This window comes from Longimonas haloalkaliphila, from assembly GCF_055379825.1.
On sequence record NZ_AP043948.1, the window covers coordinates 2,393,730 to 2,412,033 of the forward strand.

The window sequence follows — 18,304 nt, forward strand, 5'->3', positions numbered from 1 at the left end:
CTATTACCATAACGCACCCCGGTATCCTCTATCTTCAATATAAAAATCCGTTATTGCAAAAAAACAAATAGTCAAGATAGTATCCTGGTTTGTACATTTCAGAGAGTAAGATACACAAACCAGAATTAGCAGTAAGGGTCACAATAATCTGAATCACAAATATAATAGCTTAAGCAGACAAATCTCCCATTGTCCCTTCAATGGAGATGCTCATGAAAGGGGAGAACAAAGCGCCTTACTAGAATCTCTTACCTTTGAAGTTACTGATTCAGAAAATTGGTACCGGATGTGAGGTCTCAGGGCCATCTACGAACACCCGGCAGCTAAAATAGCCGCTTCATCTGTGTGCAGCGCTTTAGCCACTTCTTTTTCTTCTCGAGCTGCTGAATGCTCATATCTGCCTGCTTCACCCGAAAGCGCTCCTTGGCCTTCTGATGTACGTCTCGGATATGAATCGATTTGCCCCGATCCTGTAGCAGGTAAGCGAGAGAGGAGGCCAGTTCACTGCACTCCTTGCGGAGCTCTTCCTCACGGGCTTTGATGTCCATACCAGCCCCATTCGGACGCGCCGAGCGGCTTCCGTTGAATGACTCACTGCGCACACGCAGGCGCCCCGACCCCTCCATCTCGACGCGGTGCGTCTCAAACGAACCCTCGCTCACGCGCTGCATCGACCAGCCGCTGCGGTCGCTGTCCTCCGTCGTCTTCTCAGGGGCAGTGCGGTTGCCAGTTTCCTTGCGTGTACGTATCCCTTCCTGCACCTCACGCGTCATCCAGTTGAGCGTATCCGACAGCCCCAAGTCGCCTGAAGTAAATACATCGCATACGTTCGCTTTCTCCGACCAGGGTGCAAAGTAGCGCATCCCTCGAAAGATCTGCTGCAGACACTTCGAGCGCGCACTCACCAGGTCAAGCTTCGCAATCACGCTGATTGACTTGATATCAGTGCCCTCACCGATCATGTCCACCTGTACCATCACGTCGACGTCCCCATTGCGGTACGCATCCAGCCGCTCTTCACGCTCCTGTGGCGGCACGTCCTGCCCGATACGTGTCACCGATAGCCAGCCGTAGCGCCGCCGCATAAAGTCGAGCACATCAGCAGCATGCCGGTTACTCATACAGATGACGAGCATCTGGTGGTTACGGACGGCAGCGCCGTGTTTGCCCCGATGCTGTGCTCGCTTCGACTGCAACCGTCCCACGGCCGGGCCAATCAAGGTGTCGAGGTAAACATCGTGAAAGCGCAGGTTACGACGCGCAAAGTAGCGATCAAGCGTCGCGGTGTCAGACGAAACATCGTTCTTGAGCTCAGCGAGCGTGCATTCAACGGTTTCGCCAGAGTGCTCTTCTTGCATCGTAATAGCATAGTCGACCACGTGCGCCTCCACCCGCTTCAGAATCTCACCTTCAGCATGGGCGTCGCGCAGCGAAACTTCGTGCAGCGCGCGGTAGAACGTCGATTCGGTGCCGTCGTCGTGCGAAATGGTGTCGTGCGGCACGCCAAAGAGCGGTTCCCCATCGCTGCGGATGGGCGTTCCCGAAAGGCCAATCAGCGCTTCGTGCGACAGGTTATCCACCGCATCCGACCATGCGCTTTCCTGCGGCAGATGGTGGATTTCGTCGAGCACAAAGAGCGTATCGCCTCGATTGCAGTACTTCTGCAGGGCCTGATTGCCACTCGATCCGCACGCATACTGGTATGTGGCAATCACAATCGGAATGTCACGGTTCTTGAGAAACACTGCATCCGAGTCAGCCACCGAGAAGGGGAGGCGAGGCCCGCCAATCCACTGCAGCATCTTCGCCAGCTCCTGCGGGTCGGCGTACTGGTCGCGCAGGTTGCCGCGCGGCACGAACACCACCAGCTGATCGCACACGCCCATGGCACGGGCCACACAGAAAGAAGCCAGCGCAATCAGCGTCTTCCCGTAGCCCGGCACAAACACGCCCAGATGGTGACGCTCGCCCCGTTCGTAGGCAGCAGCCAGCTTACGAAGAAATGAGAGTTGGCCATCGCGAAAAGAAAAGTCGGGGGCAGGGTGTAACCCCGGAAGACGTACAGAACGCTTCATGCAGATGAGGGATTCGTGAGCACAAGAACAACAAGGTCTAATGTATGCACTACGCGGAGCCGCGTAAACCCCACAGGTCCGCATACAAGCAAAATACACAGGGTTTTGCTGTGCACAGCACCAGTCGCCTGCTACCTCGCGGTCGCCTTCCGGCCCGAGAGCTTCCTTTACATAGTGATGGCCCCAACGGCCGGTACGCTGCACCGGGCACGATGGACGGCAGGCGATGCCGTAGCCGCTCGCAACACACTGGCCCTGCTCAGCGCTCTGGCTGCGCCAATCCGCGATAGCCGGATGCGCACAGAAAGCAAGCGCCCGGCTGGCCGCTGCAAAGGCGGGACTGGAGCTCGACGGGAGCGTCATTGTTCACCCTCGAAATGAGCTGGAAAGACGGCGTGCGCGTACGGTCCCGCAATCAAATAGTGCGACGAGAGCCTCAGAGGGTCTTAGAACCTGTTTTGATTTCTTAATTTGGGCTCCGAGCGGCGGCGCTGGACTGCAAACCAAAACCCAAACAGGCTCTTAGTCAAAGTCTGAGCACGACATAAAGTAGAAGCAGTTGGGGCAGTGCCGTTTGCAGCGTTCGTTATGAAGCTGCGATCCGCAGTTGGGACAATAATCCCAGTAGTTGCCAGGGGAAGATGAGTCCTCTGATGACAGGGAGGAAGATCCGGACTCCGACTCAATACGGGCACGATCGGGCTTGCTCGGGCGCGTCATCGGGCTGTAAGGCAGTTTGAATGCGAGGATAGTCGGGCCAGTCTACGCGGTGGATGCGAAATGTGTGGTCGCCGGCGTAAATGTGCAGGCCGTCGCGCTGCTGCTTTGCTCGCAGGAGCGGATGCCACGTAATTGGATGCTCGTGGACCACGTCGAGCGCTGAGCGCATCGCAATCCGATGCCCCCGTATCCGAATCTCAACTACGGTGCGCCCGAGCTGAAAGTGGGTCCAGCTACTGGCAACGATGAGCACAGCTCCGGCGGCCGCATACAGCTCTGGAAAGAGCGGAGCGCTCTGTAGGGCCTGCATGAGTGCTACAACCATGACTGGAAGCATCAGGTATCCTGTAGGACGTGCCACAGCCCGGCTGTAGAGACCAGCAGGGGAAGCACGACCAGGATGGTCTACGCTCTGAAAGATAGCTGGAGCCGTCACGGTAGGCTATTCACTGGCTTCTATGGAAGGATCATACGGAGCCATGAGCTGCACGAGTTCATTTTGCATCTGAGTGTTGTCGTGCTGCTTGGCCCACATCAAAAGGTTACGGGCCATGCGAAGCAGGATAGAGCGCGGGGGAGCGGGGGCAAAGTGCTGCGGATGCGGCTGCACGTTGGCTTTCAGCAGAAAGCGCACGCAATCGCCCCGGTCCATGGGCTGCCCATTATTAAACGGATCTAAGAAAATCTCGTGCTGGTCATCTTGGTACTTTACGATAAAGTGCCGCGGGAGGTTTACCCCGTAGGCTTTGATGCCTGCCCGCTCAGCCAGCAGGAGGTAAACAACCGACAGACTAATCGGGATGCCCGTACGTCGTTTCAGCACGCGGTTCAAGAATGAGTTATCAGGGTCTTCGTAGTCGTCTTTGTTGCCGGTAAAGTGCAACTCGTGCGCCATGTAGTCGGCCAGCTCCATAGCGGCACGATGCCCGGAAAGGTCGGGATGTGCCTCCTGAAAGGACACGGCCATGGCATCCAACTGCTCCTGGCATCCATGTAGGTCGGCGTCGGGGTAGCGATACCAGGCAAGGAGTAACGCCCCCCGTTCAAGGTCGGGTGTGTCGCTGTCGAGGACGGCATGCCAGGCGCGCTGTACCATGTCGAAATGCAGCGGTTGGATACGGTCCATTAACGCCTCTTGCTCGGCCTCACCAAGCGAGCGGATGTGCCTGCGTAGCGCGGCCAGGTCGTCGGGGCCACACGTGGCGAGCTCTTTTCGCACGGCAGCCTGTACGGTAGCGTCAGGGTCATCAAGCAGAGTAACAAGGGCATCGATCGAAGCAGTACGCGGCATAAGAGAACGACCGAGTTTTAGTGGATAACGGGCTGTCCTTGCACGAAAAACACGGCTGTTGGATTCGTGACCATCTTACGTTTTCGCGATGCGTAACCGGAGAGAGGTCTGTTACGAACTCTGTGTAGCCTGTGCTGAGGGCATAGCGATTATTTCGTCACAAAGCGAAAGGCATCGGCATCCCGTAAAAAGATGCAGCAGCAACGGATACGACACAAAAAGTGCGACGCAAAAACAAAAAAGGATGTGCCCGGCGCTTGCCTGACACATCCCTTTATACTTTAAGACTATTCTTTGCGGACTATGCATCTATGCATCGGGCTGGTGGAAGGGGTAGGCATAGTGCGCGGGCGGATTGAAGTTTTCCTTGATAGCCCGCGGCGAGATCCAGCGCTGCAGGTTGAGCGCGGAGCCGGCTTTGTCGTTCGTGCCCGACTTGCGCGCGCCGCCAAAGGGCTGCTGCCCCACAACAGCCCCCGTAGGTTTGTCGTTGATGTAGAAGTTGCCGGCGGACTGCTCCAGGCGGTCCATCGTGAGACGAATAGCGGCGCGGTCGCGTGCGAAAACGGCACCGGTAAGGGCGTAGGGCGAGGTCGTGTCGATCAGGTCGAGGGTTTCCTCATAGGCCTTATCGTCATAGACATAGATAGTGGTGACGGGGCCGAAGATTTCCTCCTCCATCGACTCGTAGTGCGGGTCGGTTACCTTGATTACGGTCGGGTCAATGAAGTAGCCGGTGCGGTCGTCGTAGGTGCCGCCAAACAGAATCTCTGCGTTGTCGGATGCGGTGGCACGGTCGATGTAGCCGGTAATCTCGTCAAAGGCGCGCTGGTCGATCACCGCGTTCACGAAGTTGGTGAGGTCCTCGGGTGAACCTACCTGCAGACTTTCAATCTGCTCGGCCAGCTCGTCCTTAATAGCAGGCCAGAGAGAAGTGGGGAGGTAGATGCGCGACGATGCTGAGCATTTCTGTCCCTGGTACTCGAAGCTGCCCCGCACGATTGCTGTGGCGGTCTGAGTCGGGTTGGCCGAGGGATGCGCCACGATAAAGTCTTTGCCGCCGGTTTCGCCTACGATGACCGGGTACGACCGGTACGTATCCAGGTTCTGGCCCACGGTTTTCCACAGATGATCGAACGTTGCCTTCGACCCGGTAAAGTGGAGCCCGGCGAAGTCGGGCGATGCCATGGCGGGAGTGCCAACATCGGCTCCATCGTCAGCCGGCAGCATGTTGATTACACCTGCAGGCATGCCGGCTTCTTCGAGAATCTGGTAGAGGAAGTAGGCCGAATAGATAGAGCGGGAGGCCGGCTTCCAGAGCACGGTGTTCCCCATCAGCGCCGGGGCCGTGGGCAGGTTGCCTTGAATAGCGGTAAAGTTGAATGGCGTAATAGCCAGCACGAAGCCCTCAAGCGGGCGATATTGCATCTGGTTCCACACGCCGGGGCTGTTGTCGGGCTGCTCCCGGTAGATCTGGTCGGCATAGTGGACGTTGAAGCGGAGGAAGTCGATGAGCTCGCAGGCAGCGTCGATCTCGGCCTGGTAGACGTTCTTTCCCTGCCCGAGCATGGTAGCAGCGTTCAGCGTGTCGCGCCACGGCCCCGCAATGAGATCGGCAGCGCGAAGAAAGATCGCCGCACGGTCGCTCCAGTCCATCGCAGCCCACTCGGCTTTTGCCTCGGCAGCGGCAGCAATAGCACGACTCACCTCGTCGGCCCCGCACTGGTGTACGGCACCGAGCTCGTGCTGATGATCGTGGGGGACGGTTACGCGGCTTGTACGTCCCGTTTTTACGGCTTCGCCACCGATATACGCGGGGATCTCAACGGTGCGGCTACGCAGGCGCTCCAGTTCGGCGCGAATGGAGGCGCGCTCGGGCGTACCCGGGCCGTATGAAAGCGTGGGTTCATTGCTTGGCTGCGGGGGCGTGCTGATGGCGTTTTGCATGTAACGGGATCGGGTTCTGTTCAGGATATAGGGTGATGTAGCAAGCAAAGCAGGCGGGAGCCCGAGCGCCTCTCGGTGGGCGAGTTCGACGCCTCAATGTAAGCTATGAAAGCGCTCCCATAGGCACAACCTGCAGAATAGACTTCCGCATAAATCTCAACCTATTGGTTTGACGGCAAGTTCGGCAGATGCTGTGAACAGCGTGGGAGGGAGCGGGTACGGAGAACTGCATTAATTAATTTTACTTATCAACGCTGCCTGTATGCGACTGGAATGGTTTCTGGCTCTGCGGTACTTCCGCCGTGCTGAAGGACAGCGTGAGGGGCGGGCGTTTGTTCGGTTCATCACGTATGTAGCCGTGGGAGGCGTAACGGTGGGCGTAGCTGCACTCATTCTGGCGCTCGGCATTGTGCGGGGCTTCAGCCAGGAGATTGAGGGCAAGTTGATGGACACGGGAGCTCATCTTAGCGTTGTAAGCTACATGGATGCGCCCCTCGAAGACGCAGAAACCATTCGTAGCCAGATTCGCGCTCAGGAGGCCGTCCGCGAGGTTCGTGCCGTCATAGAGGAGGTTGTGATCGCACGCGCCGGCCCGCGCTCGATCGAAGGCCTGGTGCTCATTGGCACCGATGCTTTGCCCGAACTGGTGCGCACGACCGCACACCAAGCAAGCGCTGTGGGACAGCGTGGCGACGACCCAGGCGGTTTCCTAAGTGGCAATGGGATACTTGTGAGCCGCTCCATCGCGTCGCGTTTCGAGATGGCCCCGGAGGATCGCCTTACGCTGTTTGCACTTGAACGCAACAGTACCTCAGCAGCGCACCTGCAGCCCCGCGTGCAGCAGTACCCCGTCGCAGCCACGTACGCAACCTCGCTTGACTTCATCGACGATACGTTTCTCTTCCTGCCGCTTGAGGAGGCACGTCGCTTCCTGGAGTACCCGGATAACCAGGTGTCGCGGTTTGAGGTGATGCTACACCGCGTCGAAGATATCGAGCCCACTGCTCGCGCCCTAAGCGAAGAGCTGTCGTTCCCGGCTGCAGTGCGGACTGTCTACCAGCAGTACGCTGGCCTTTTCGCATGGATTAATCTGCAGCAGAATATTGTACCGCTGGTCATTAGCATTATTGTCATCGTTGCGGCCTTTAACATCGTAGGCACACTGCTTATGATGATGCTTGAAAAGACCCGTGAGATCGGCGTTTTGATGAGTATGGGGCTTTCAGCACGGGGTGTTCAACGTGTTTTCCTGGTGCTGGGTGCTGTTATTGGATTCGTAGGCAGTGTGCTGGGCACAACAGTTGCCGTCGGCACCGGGTGGATACAGCAGACGTACGGGGTTATTCCGTTGCCTGCGGAAGCATACTACATGGACACAGCTCCTATGGCGCTCAGTATGACCGATGTGCTACTTGTAACAGGAATAGCATTTGTTCTTTGCCTCGTAGCGGCTTACATTCCGGCGCGCGTCGCCTCGCGCATCGACCCCGTACGGGTTATTCGTTTTACGTAGACTTTAATCCCCGCATCCGACGATTATGACAACACCCTCAGTAGGAGATCCGGCTCCCGACTTTACGGCTTTCACGCAAGACATCGAGCCCTTTACGCTTTCGGACCAGGACGGTCCTGTTGTACTGCTGTTCTTTCCCGGCGCATTCACGAGCGTCTGCACCAACGAGATGAACGCGGTGAACAACGACCTTAGCGCCTATGGCGTAGACGATGGGGTAACGGTGGTCGGCATTTCAACCGATTCCCCTTTCGTACTGGATGAGTACCGCAAGGTGAACAACCTTCAGTTCGACCTGCTCAGCGATCACGACGCAGACATTGCAGCCTCATACAGTGCAAAGTACGACAACGACTTCACTCCAATGAAGCTGGATCGCATCGCAAAGCGCTCCGCGTTTATCGTGGATGCTGACGGCATTATACGGTACGCCGAGGTGCTCGATAATGCAGGTAAGCAGCCCGATTTCGATGCAATCAAAGAGACGTTGATGTCTCTTTAAGGATGGGAGGGAAGATAGGAGAGAGCGGAAAGGCGCTCGGGATGGACTGGTAGCCCCACACGACCGCATATTTTTGCATTCGTTACTATAAACGGTTGCATGTTTGGTTAAGCTGTCCGTTACTTAACGTTGTACGTTCATAGTAAGACAGAGCCCCCCTGAACACGTATCCTGAACACGTATCCTGAACACGTATCCTGAACACGTATCCTGAACACGTATCCTGAACACGTATCCTGAACACGTGCGAAGTCAGCATACTCTCTTCGATGCGGGTGGATCGCATCTATCATGTAACTAATTTCTGTTTCGCAACTCTGGTGTGGCTGGAGGGCCCCAGAGTTGCATGGCTACACACGGGGCTGAGGACATCGCTGCCGTATGATCGTTGGGCCTTGAATACTACACCGCTTGGCGGAAGGCCTGCACACTCTCGGCAATCCGTTGCTCAGGAGCGCGATGCACCTCAGCCTCAAATGTGTGGCCTGTAAGCCGCTCGTACAGATCGATGTACCGGGCTGCAATATCTATCCGAAATGAGTCGGGTAAGTCTGGCATGGTGTCGCCATCTCGTCCCTGAAAGCCCTGGTCCATAAGCCACTCCCGCACGAACTCTTTCGAGAGTTGCTTCTGTGGTTCGTCTTTTTCGAGACGGGCTTCATAGCCATCCGCTTCGTAGTAGCGGGAGCTATCCGGGGTGTGCACCTCGTCGATAAGCCGCAGCGTACCGTCTGGTGCGCTCCCAAACTCATATTTCGTATCGACAAGAATAAGGCCGCGCTCGGCTGCGATCTCGGTTCCCCGCTCAAACACGTTGAGGGCTGCCTCTTCAAGCGCGTCATATGTTCTTGCATCAACGAGACCACGCGACACTGCTTCGTCAGGCGTGATGTCCTCGTCGTGTCCGGTTTTGGCTTTTGTAGCCGGCGTCACGATCGGGGCGGGCAGCTGCTGTCCCTCATTGAGCCCGTCCGGGAGCGACTGTCCGCAGAGCGTGCGCTGTCCGTCACGGTAGACGCGCCAGGCGTGGCCAGCCAGGTATCCACGTACGACAAACTCAATGGGGATGGGCGTACAGGCAGTACCAATCGTCACATTGGGGTCAGGCACGGCCTGTACATGGTTGGGAAAGACGTCTGCTGTCTCTTCAAAGAAGAACGCAGCCAACTGATTCAACACCTGCCCCTTAAAGGGAATAGCCTGGGGCAGGATATGGTCGAAGGCCGAAATCCGGTCAGTAGTAACCAGGGTAAGCACATCGCCGTCGCGATACGTGTCGCGCACTTTACCTTCGTAACGCGTGCCCCACTCCGAAAAGTCAGTTTCGGTAATGCAGTGGGGGAGCTGCTTGGCAATACGAGAACGGTCCATGTCGAAACAGGGTGGATGCGTGAGAGTCAGGCTGAAATGGTGTGGTCGCTGGACTTGCGTACGTGCAGCTCATGCTGTACCTGTTCGTTCACCGTTGGGAAGTCCTCCCGGTTCAGGCGGCGCAGAAGCGTTTCCGCGGCTTTTTCGCCCACATCGTGCATGTTCTGGGCAACGCTGGAGAGACCAATAAACCGGCTGATCTTGATGTCGTCGTAGCCGACAAGCGCAAAGTCTTCAGGAACCGAGAGCCCAGCATGGCGAATTGCCTGCCAGGCGCCTACAGCTTGCACGTCGCTACTGGCAAAGACAGCGGTCAGGTCCGGATGCTTATCGAGCAGTTTCTGCATCGCTTCGTAGCCCGACTCCTCACTGAACCCGTCGTGCTTTTCGGTTTCTCCCCATGCAACGCGGGACTTATCGAAGGCAATACCGGTGTCTTCGAGCACATCACGATAGCCGCGAACACGTGCGTTTCGCACATGCGTATCATGAGGTGTTGTGATCATTCCGATTTTGCGGTGGCCCTGCTCAATCAAGTGACGAATGGCAAGCTCAACGCCGACCTCATCTTCCCAGTAGTACGAGTCCATCTTCTCCCATTTGCTCCCGATCATAACAACCGGGGCACCAAGGGCGCGAAGTTCGCTGGCCACCTGCGGATTGTAGCGGAGTCCGGTAAGAAGAAGGGCGTCCATTGCCCCACGGGCCAAGAAGTTACGGAGCGTTGCTTCAGGGTCGGACCAGGCCAGGTCGCACAGCAGAAGGTCTACCTCGCCAATATCGAGACGACTGCGAACCCCCTTGAGGAGTTCGTTGTGAAACGGCGTCGTGAAGGTAGGCACGGCCACGGCAATGGTACGTGTAGCCCGTTGGGCGAGCGACTTTGCCGTACGGTTGGGCCGGAACTGAAGCTCTTCTATTGCGCGGAGTACTCGTTCGCGGGTGGCATCCGATACGTCGCGCGAGTTGTTGAGCACCCGCGACACGGTTGAGATAGCTACGCCGGCGGCGTCGGCCACGTCGTAGATTGTCGTTTTGTCAGATTCTGAGGGAGGAGTCATAAAGCTGTTAGGACATCACCGAGGAAAAGGTTGGCCGTGTGCCCATAGGGTACAGGTTCGAAACAACATATAACAGCCTGGCCTCTATGGAATACGATATTTTACGGCATAAGTACTTGACAAGTACTCATACAGCGATCTGGTTTGCAAGCGTATCGAAAGCAAACGCAAGTCTCTATAAGAAATCGAAACACGTTATAAGACGTATCAGGAAGGTAAGCGTTCGGAACCGCTTGCACAACCCGTTCGTGACCCATCTATCATGAGGAGACGGAGGCACTTTCGTGCTGACTAAACACGTCGAAAAATCTCACAGAGGCGTGCTCTTCAGATACGCTTTTAATGGCGTTCAAGGTATCAGCCATACGGCGCTTCGATGCTTGAATGGCATCTGTCAGCGGTATGCCTCGATGCAGGCGGGCGAGCAGGTCAACAAGATAGGCACTCGATCGTCCGCTGATCGTTGCGTTTGTCTCTACGAAAGGAGCTTCAAAGAGCGCCATCTCGTCTTCGTACCACAAGAGGTCGAGCGCAAAGTTTGGCGGCTCGCCCTCGCGTTCAAAGAAGTGGGTGGGTAGACGCCCACACCGAAGCAGCACGGCAGCAGCCCCCTGCTGACTAATGCGCTGCACGGCTACCTGGGCATCGTCGAGTGTTGGAATTTCCATGCTGGCAAGGAGCTCAGCATCCCGCAAGCGCACGGTCACGAGCGATACACGGTTCATGATGTTGGTGAGCGACTCGATTGTGCTGGGCTCCGCGATGTCTTCGCCACTGGGTCCGCTCAGCGTTACGTCTAACACCGTGGGGCCACTGAACGTGTCGTTCTCGAGCAAGCGGGCAACAGCACGCACCGAAGGTGTCGATCCAACGATACCAATTTTGGCTGCGTTTGGGGTCACCGTATCGGGGGTGTCCGAAGAAAGGAGGTGCTCCAACTGGGCATGCACCGTATCTGAAGGTACGTTGAGTACGTCGGTCACGGTGTTGTGACTTGCCACGATATGAGCCGTGCACAGGGAGAGCGGGGTGCCACCAACCGCCTGCGCAGCTCGAATGTCGGCATTCAGACCACGTGCGTACCCGGTATACAGGGCATTCATGAGAAGAGGGGTGAAGGCGTCTGAGCGTGTTACAGAGTCCACAAACAGAAGTAGAGACCAGTGATGGAGAATGAGCAAACAGGGTCGCGCGTTACAACATAGTTGGGAGCGCTTCGAAGACGGCACGTAACATCCCCGGGCACAGGTGGGTTGCTATGTCGTACGGATACTCATAGTCATACGCTTTGGCTTTGGTTCGCGCAGTGTGTTTCTCACACGTTGAGCTATACGCATATGCTCATTCATATGCTCATTAAAGTGCCACTGCACGCTTTACACACAACGGTTACACGTATCACCCTTAACGATTCACGTATTACACGCTGTATGAATGCTGCTTCGGTTCAGCGCCTGACAACGGCTCGCATCCCCACGGTTGATGGCACGTTCTCTCTGGTGCTCTATGAGAACGACCTTGATGACAAGGACCACCTTGCGGTGGTCTATGGAGATGTGGAGGGAGCCGAAGATGTGCTCGTTCGGATCCACTCTGAGTGCTTTACGGGTGACGTGCTCGGGTCGCTACGGTGCGACTGTGGCGAGCAGCTCAATACATCGATGCGCATGATTGCTGAGGCGGGGCAGGGGGTTATCCTCTACCTGCGCCAGGAGGGGCGGGGCATTGGGCTGCATGACAAGCTGCGCGCATACAACCTTCAAGACGAGGGGTACGACACGGTCGAGGCGAATCTGATGCTTGGTCATGAGCCTGACGAGCGCGACTACACTGTGGGTGCACTCATGATTCAAGATCTTGACATCGAATCAGTCCGCCTCATTACGAACAACCCTGCCAAGATCGAGAGCCTGCGTGAGTATGACGTGGACGTTACCGAACGGGTGCCGATTGAACCGCATCTAAACCGGCACAACTCTTCATACCTCGAAACCAAAGTGGAGCGGATGCGCCACATGCTGCAGATGGATACCCATCCATCAGGCGGCGATGGCTACGCGAATCCGCACAGCGCAGACCTGCAGAGCCTCAGGCAGCAAGCCCGTCACTATGCGGAAGCACATCAACAGGCGTTTATCACGCTCAGCTACGCACAGAGCCTCAACGGGGCCATTGCGGGGGCCGCCTGTGAGCCCGTTCGCATTAGCGACGCCGCTTCGATGGACCTGACCCACAAGGTGCGATCTGTCCACGACGGTATTCTTGTGGGCATCGGAACCGTGCTTTCTGACGATCCACGTCTCACCGTGCGGCGCGTGCCCGGCCGTGACCCGAGGCCTATCATATTGGATACGAACTTGCGTTGCCCTGTAGATGCGCAGCTGCTGCAGTCCGATCCTAAGCCACTCATCTATACGACTTCCTCTGATGAGGAGCGCATTCAGACGCTTGAAAATGCTGGCGCAGTCGTGGAACCTGTTCCTCCCGGGCCGGGAGGGGTGTCGTTGCAAGCGGTGCGACGAAACGCCTGGGAGCGAGGCATCGCTTCAATTATGGTCGAAGGAGGCGCTACCGTAATTCAACATGTGCTTCAAGGACAGCATGCCCAGAAGCTCATTGTGACGCTCGCACCGATGTATCTGGCAGGTATTGGTCCGTTCGACAGACGCACCAATGGCAGCACGAGCAACTCTGGCAGCGCGTCGGCACTGGATCAGTCGTTGCATGCAGCCAACCTAACAAACGTAACGTACCAATGGGCGGGCGAAGACATTGTGCTGTTCGCAGATCCGGTGTGGGAAGATGCGTAGAACAGTTCTTCTTTTTAATGGCGATGGCACGACGCGCCTGGCCGAAGAGCCACTTGAAGAGCCGAAGAAAGGGGAAGTACGGGTAACGACCCTTGCATCTCTTATTAGTGCAGGCACCGAGCGCCTCGTGTTGAACGGCAACATCGATGCGTCGCTTACTGACACGACCGCCGGCGGCTCGTCGTTTTCCTACCCCCGTACATACGGATATTGCTGTGTAGGACGCGTAACCGGCCGCGGGCCAGGTGTACCCGCCGCGACCGTCGGCAAACGTGTTTTTGGGTTTTTGCCCCACGCTACGCACCATACCGTAAGCGCTGATGCCTTGTACGAGTTGCCAGACTCAACAGAGACACACGATGCTACGTTTATACCAAATGTAGAGACAGCGCTTAGCATTGTGTGGGACGCGCGGATAGGCCCGGGGGCGCGCGTCATTCTCATCGGTGTGGGGCTGGTGGGCACACTCGTTGCTCGCATGCTGCAGCAGATTCCCGCCCTCGACCTGCTGGCGGTAGATCATCCTGCCCCCCTCGATAGTCATCCACATCTGGGGGATACGGTCCGCCGGTGCACATCGGATGCTTTCAGCAGCGACGTGCTTCCAGACGCATGGACCAACGGCCCAGACGTGATCATCGAGTTGAGCGGTGTGCCAGACATGCTGCAGCGGGCACTCGACGCATCCGGCCAAGAGACCCGGGTTGTACTCGGGTCATGGTACGGCACGAAGTCCGTAACGCTCGACCTCGGAGCAACGTTTCACCGAAAGCGGCTCACGATAGCTGCTACGCCAGTTAGCACGATTCCTGCGCGACGCAGGACGCGGTGGTCAAAGCCGCGCCAGCTTCAAACCGCTATTCAGTTGAGCGAAACGCTTGCTCCATCAAACGACAGCGTAGATCGCGTCTCATTCCGAGAGGCCCCATCTGTCTATGCACAACTACAATCTTCTTCATTCGCTAACCCAACTATACTTACTTATAATAAATAAATATGTATACACTTACTGTTAAAGACAACTTTATTGCACAGCACTATCTAACTGTTCCAAACTGTGGTCCGGAGAATAAATGGCACTCTCATCACTTTGAGATGGAAGTTATATTAGAGTCAAAAGACCTGAATAAATGGGGATATGTCTGCGATATCGATGATGTTAAGAATGCAATAGATAGTATTAAAGATCGTTTTTCTGATAAGACCTTAAACGAGATAGAGGCTTTTGCCGGACTCAATCCCAGTGTGGAGCACTTCGCACGGATTGCCGCTGAGGGTATTCGGGGTTCCTTGGATAAGGAGACGCTTGTTCGGTGCCATACTATGCATGTGCGCATCTGGGAAGATCAGGAAGCTGCCGCCCAGTATACCACTACTCTTTCTGCCGACGCATGAGTACATTTCGCCGCAAAGACCACACATTCGAGTACCCGCGCTATCTGAAGGCGCTACAGCCTGTGAGTGCGCGGGCACAGCATCCAACGCTCCGCCGCGTCTTTCTGGATAAGCTTCGCGATCGAGCCTCCAGACTTGACCGGCCGATTCGCATTCTTGAAATCGGGGCCGGACGAGGCGACCAAATGAAGTGGTTGATTGAGGCACTCAGTAGGCAGCCCATTGCTCTGCATTATGATGCACTGGAGCCCAACCCGGCAAATCGAGCCGTCATTGAAAAAAAAGTATATCAAATAGAAGAGCACTCTGATTTAAGCGTAAAAATATTACCAAGTGAGTTTTTTGATCACTGCAAAAATGTGAGTCAAGAAAGAGAATTAATCAAATATGATGTTGTGCTCGCACGTTCTGTGATAGACCTCATGCCAGTTGATAAAATGCTTGAAAAGGTAAAGAATATAGCAAAAGAAAAGGTAACTATATATGCTCCTCTAACTTTTGCAATGGCAACCCGATTTGCCCCGAGAGCTCCCGGAGATATTGAGTCAATAGAAAAATCTATAATTAAAAACTATCATCAGTCAATACAAGAAAAAACAAATTTAAATACAGGTCAATATCCATCACACGAAGTTGTGAGATGGGCAAACGAACTCGGTTTATCTGTCATGTTTCGTGCATCCGACTGGGGGATAGGGCCTTCTAAACAAGTATACTCAGGCGATGAGGCATACGCCTTGCAATCTATTCTGGCATTTGTGTACGATGAGGCCAAAGAAAGTGGTGTTGTAGCTGATGGGGCACTCGACAGGTGGTGGTCTGCCCGGTATGAGATGCTACGCGAAAATAGACTCATCTACACGGCAAACCAGTTCGACATACTTGCCTATCGCTAAGTGAGGAACGTCCATCTCGTCCCGAATCCTGTCTGCGATGATAGGAAAAGGGAGCAGGGACTTGTTTGCAGTAGACGGCATAGCGCTCGGGTTAGAAGGCTGCCTACAGGTTGATGCGGTCTGCGGCGCTGTCACGCAGCTTATCCCGTTGGTGAATATAGGCCATCGTGGTGTCGATATCCTTGTGACGGGCGTGGTTCTTCACCTGCTCGATAGAAGCACCGCCTTCAAGAGCGAGTGTACATCCGGTATGGCGGAGGGCATGTGCCCCGATCTCTTCAAGTCCAGCTCGCTTGGATGTGCGGCGCACCATCCGGTAGATCGCGTCGCCCGTGATGCGATCGCCTCGGTTCCGGTTGCTGCATGACCGCCAGAGCGCACCACTCTCAATTCCATAGTGCGCCTTCATGTCATCGATTGCTTCTACAACATGCGCAGGAATCTTAACATATTGATCGGTGCCGCCCTTAGTGTCAGGAAGGTCAAGTACCCAGTAGTGTCCGAGTGGCCGCACGTGCTCAACATCCATAGCAGCGGCTTCAGAGCGACGCAATACACAGTGCAATAAGACCATTAATAATGCACGATCTCTCTTTGCTGCTTCGCCGGCATCGTCGGCAGCGCGGATGAGCTGCTGAGCTTGATCGCGCGACAGGAACGTGATGGAGCGATCTTTCGCATTGGTACGGCGGACTTTGCGAATGAGCGCTGCATCGGCTGGATTGCGTGAGATGATCTCCAGAGCCACCAGCCAGTCAAAGAAGCCGCGGATGGCGGAAACACGCCGCTGGATCGTTGAGGCTTTGCGGTCATCCTGCTCAAGTTCGCGAAGATGACGATTTACGTGCATGAAGGTTGCTTTTCGGGCGAGCGGAAGCTGCACATCGTCGGTCCCGAAAAATTGCACGAGGTCGTTTTCATACGCCCGGCGCGTCTCAGCGCGCTCATAGCGCGTGAGATACACATCAAGGAGATTAGTTGACGCATCAACCGAGGTATGTACAAGAGGGGCGTCCGCAGATGGCCCGGACTCGGTAGTACCGACAGATATGAGGGCATCTGGCGGATGAACGGTATCATCAGACGACCCATCCGCAGATTCGTCTGCATGTGAGGTGCTCGTAGGCGCGTTTTGTTGCCCCGCATCCGTACCTTGGTACACTTCGGGCGTCTCTGACGGGGGGCTTTCAGAATCTGATCTGTCGGGGTCCATGCCATTATGTGGTGTACGTGAAGGAAATCCGGATTTCGTGCCTTAATTCTTGATTCCTGATAATGCTAATTATCAGGAATCAAAATGTCAAGTGTGACCTGCAGCGCTTCTCTGCAGGTTTCTGCCATGAATCCACCAGTTTGCCTTATCCTTTCGCTCTTAAACGCAAAAGCGCAACTGCCCATATGTGGACAGTTGCGCTTCGTGGCGCGTTGTGACTTGTCCGAGACCGTGCTATCCTTCTTCGGTTGCCGATACGTCAGCCGGATAGCGGAAGACAGCTGCAACGAACTGACCACTCGGCATATTCTCTGGACGGAGCGCATATACCGTAGCTCCGTTCAGGTGCGCGTGGACCGCAGCATAGTTGAGTAGGTCATAGTCCCCCGCTTCATGACTGCCGTGCAGCTCAACCGTATTGCTTGATGGGTCGAAGCGTCCCCATCGGTGTTCGTCAATCGGAACGAAGAGCGTATCCACCCGCCCGTAGGCGCAAGCCGGTACGATCTCGTGGAAGTTGCCCGAAGCCAGGTCGCCGTTCTGGTGGTAATGCTGGTCGAAGGCTTCGAGGGCTTCTTGTTGTGTTGCTTCAAAGATTGGCTCTACAATCGACCACGCCTTCTCGTGCAACTCTGTTGGACGCAGGTCTTCCGGGTTGCCCGCCACAACATCGTTCTCAACGAGGTGAGCATAGCTGTTCACTTCCCGGTACATCGGAAGGTATTCGGAAACACCGGCGATAAGAAGCGGGGCGTCCTCATCCGCAAGATACTTCATGACGCCCTCGTCAATCGACCGAAAGAACTGTTTGATCTCCGGCTTTACAGTACGACTGTTATCGTCTTTGTCATGCGGATGGCCATGATAGGCCTGGTCGGTTCGTCCGCTCGGAGTACGATTCGCGGTGCGATGCTGCACCTGGCGCTCGGCATCGTCCTCAACACCCGGCGATGATTCTTGCAGGCTACCCGGGATTTCTCGCGTATCCACCTCGCCAATCGATTGATGGGTACCCTGAAAGAGCTTTACGTCGTTCTGGCTAAGGGCGAGCACGAAGAAACGGTTATTCGACGCGATCAGTGGGAAGAGTGGCTTCAAGTGAAAGTGATCGCCCGCCGTCACAAACTCATCGAACTGGAGCGGAAGCCGGTACGTCTGTAATCCATCAGCCGTCAGAAACAACGCCACGCCATTGCTAACCTGGCGCCAGAAGGTCGTATCATCAGCCAGTACGCGTGCCGGTTCAAGGAGCGTATCAATTTCGTTTTCACGATGCCCCTGCTCACGGAGAATGTCGCGTGCCTCGGTAAGCAAATTCTTGTACCGAATGGTGTTCTGCGACCAGTCGGATTCGTTGCGCATCGTTTCCATATACAGGCTAACGCACACCTCGCCCTCATGCTCTGCAAGTGCGCGAAGATTAGCACGATCGAATGTATCCATAGTCGCTTTGGGAGATAAGTCTACAAATCGGCGAACAGGGCGCACGCAGCAATAGGCGTGCAGCGGT

General features: G+C 55.7%; 15 protein-coding genes. 6 read left to right on the forward strand and 9 right to left on the reverse strand.

Going from position 1 to position 18,304, the window contains the following annotated elements:
* Positions 1–323: 323 nt before the first annotated feature.
* The 4 genes from ACZ48V_RS09365 to pruA form a co-directional block, all read right to left on the reverse strand.
* Positions 324–2,075: a DEAD/DEAH box helicase gene (locus ACZ48V_RS09365; RefSeq protein WP_464538489.1), complete on the reverse strand. Its 1,752-nt coding sequence runs from the start codon at positions 2,073–2,075 to the stop codon at positions 324–326.
* Positions 2,076–2,757: 682 nt separating this feature from the next.
* Positions 2,758–3,156: a hypothetical protein gene (locus tag ACZ48V_RS09370; protein ID WP_464538490.1), complete on the reverse strand. Its 399-nt coding sequence runs from the start codon at positions 3,154–3,156 to the stop codon at positions 2,758–2,760.
* 81 nt (positions 3,157–3,237) lie between these two features.
* Positions 3,238–4,086 carry a SirB1 family protein gene (locus ACZ48V_RS09375; protein WP_464538491.1) on the reverse strand — a complete coding sequence of 283 codons (849 nt, stop codon included), beginning with the start codon at positions 4,084–4,086 and terminating at the stop codon, positions 3,238–3,240.
* Positions 4,087–4,395: 309 nt separating this feature from the next.
* Positions 4,396–6,033, reverse strand: a complete 1,638-nt coding sequence (gene pruA / locus ACZ48V_RS09380; RefSeq protein WP_464538492.1) for an L-glutamate gamma-semialdehyde dehydrogenase — start codon at positions 6,031–6,033, stop codon at positions 4,396–4,398.
* Between the two features lie 262 nt (positions 6,034–6,295).
* On the opposite strand from pruA, the gene ACZ48V_RS09385 reads away from it, so the two are divergent.
* Both ACZ48V_RS09385 and ACZ48V_RS09390 read left to right on the forward strand, forming a co-directional pair.
* A complete protein-coding gene (locus ACZ48V_RS09385) occupies positions 6,296–7,546 on the forward strand; it encodes an ABC transporter permease (protein WP_464538493.1) in 1,251 nt (416 codons plus the stop codon).
* A 25-nt stretch (positions 7,547–7,571) separates the two neighbouring features.
* Positions 7,572–8,048, forward strand: coding sequence for a redoxin domain-containing protein (locus tag ACZ48V_RS09390; RefSeq protein WP_464538495.1), 477 nt, complete (start codon positions 7,572–7,574; stop codon positions 8,046–8,048).
* A 402-nt stretch (positions 8,049–8,450) separates the two neighbouring features.
* On the opposite strand, the gene ACZ48V_RS09395 is transcribed toward ACZ48V_RS09390, so the two are convergent.
* The 3 genes from ACZ48V_RS09395 to ACZ48V_RS09405 all read right to left on the reverse strand — a co-directional run bounded on the left by ACZ48V_RS09395 (position 8,451) and on the right by ACZ48V_RS09405 (position 11,583).
* Complete coding sequence (locus ACZ48V_RS09395) at positions 8,451–9,419, reverse strand: phosphoribosylaminoimidazolesuccinocarboxamide synthase (RefSeq protein WP_464538497.1); 969 nt, start codon at positions 9,417–9,419, stop codon at positions 8,451–8,453.
* A 26-nt stretch (positions 9,420–9,445) separates the two neighbouring features.
* A complete protein-coding gene (locus tag ACZ48V_RS09400) occupies positions 9,446–10,480 on the reverse strand; it encodes a LacI family DNA-binding transcriptional regulator (protein ID WP_464538499.1) in 1,035 nt (344 codons plus the stop codon).
* A 260-nt stretch (positions 10,481–10,740) separates the two neighbouring features.
* Positions 10,741–11,583 carry a bifunctional hydroxymethylpyrimidine kinase/phosphomethylpyrimidine kinase gene (locus tag ACZ48V_RS09405; RefSeq protein ID WP_464538501.1) on the reverse strand — a complete coding sequence of 281 codons (843 nt, stop codon included), beginning with the start codon at positions 11,581–11,583 and terminating at the stop codon, positions 10,741–10,743.
* A gap of 327 nt (positions 11,584–11,910) precedes the next feature.
* On the opposite strand from ACZ48V_RS09405, the gene ribA reads away from it, so the two are divergent.
* The 4 genes from ribA to ACZ48V_RS09425 are packed head-to-tail and all read left to right on the forward strand — an operon-like array spanning position 11,911 to position 15,581.
* A complete protein-coding gene (gene ribA / locus ACZ48V_RS09410; RefSeq protein ID WP_464538503.1) occupies positions 11,911–13,290 on the forward strand; it encodes a GTP cyclohydrolase II in 1,380 nt (459 codons plus the stop codon).
* Entirely contained in the window at positions 13,283–14,284 is a 1,002-nt protein-coding gene (locus tag ACZ48V_RS09415) for a zinc-dependent alcohol dehydrogenase (protein WP_464538505.1), read from the forward strand. The genes ribA and ACZ48V_RS09415 overlap by 8 nt, the downstream gene beginning before the upstream one ends.
* A 2-nt stretch (positions 14,285–14,286) precedes the next feature.
* On the forward strand, positions 14,287–14,685 hold the full coding sequence (locus ACZ48V_RS09420; protein ID WP_464538507.1) for a 6-pyruvoyl trahydropterin synthase family protein: 399 nt from the start codon (positions 14,287–14,289) through the stop codon (positions 14,683–14,685).
* A complete protein-coding gene (locus tag ACZ48V_RS09425) occupies positions 14,682–15,581 on the forward strand; it encodes a class I SAM-dependent methyltransferase (RefSeq protein ID WP_464538509.1) in 900 nt (299 codons plus the stop codon). Before ACZ48V_RS09420 ends, ACZ48V_RS09425 begins: the two co-directional genes overlap by 4 nt.
* A 103-nt stretch (positions 15,582–15,684) precedes the next feature.
* On the opposite strand, the gene ACZ48V_RS09430 is transcribed toward ACZ48V_RS09425, so the two are convergent.
* Positions 15,685–16,545: a tyrosine-type recombinase/integrase gene (locus tag ACZ48V_RS09430; protein ID WP_464538511.1), complete on the reverse strand. Its 861-nt coding sequence runs from the start codon at positions 16,543–16,545 to the stop codon at positions 15,685–15,687.
* A gap of 483 nt (positions 16,546–17,028) precedes the next feature.
* Positions 17,029–18,237: a baeRF7 domain-containing protein gene (locus ACZ48V_RS09435; RefSeq protein WP_464538513.1), complete on the reverse strand. Its 1,209-nt coding sequence runs from the start codon at positions 18,235–18,237 to the stop codon at positions 17,029–17,031.
* Positions 18,238–18,304: the final 67 nt, after the last annotated feature.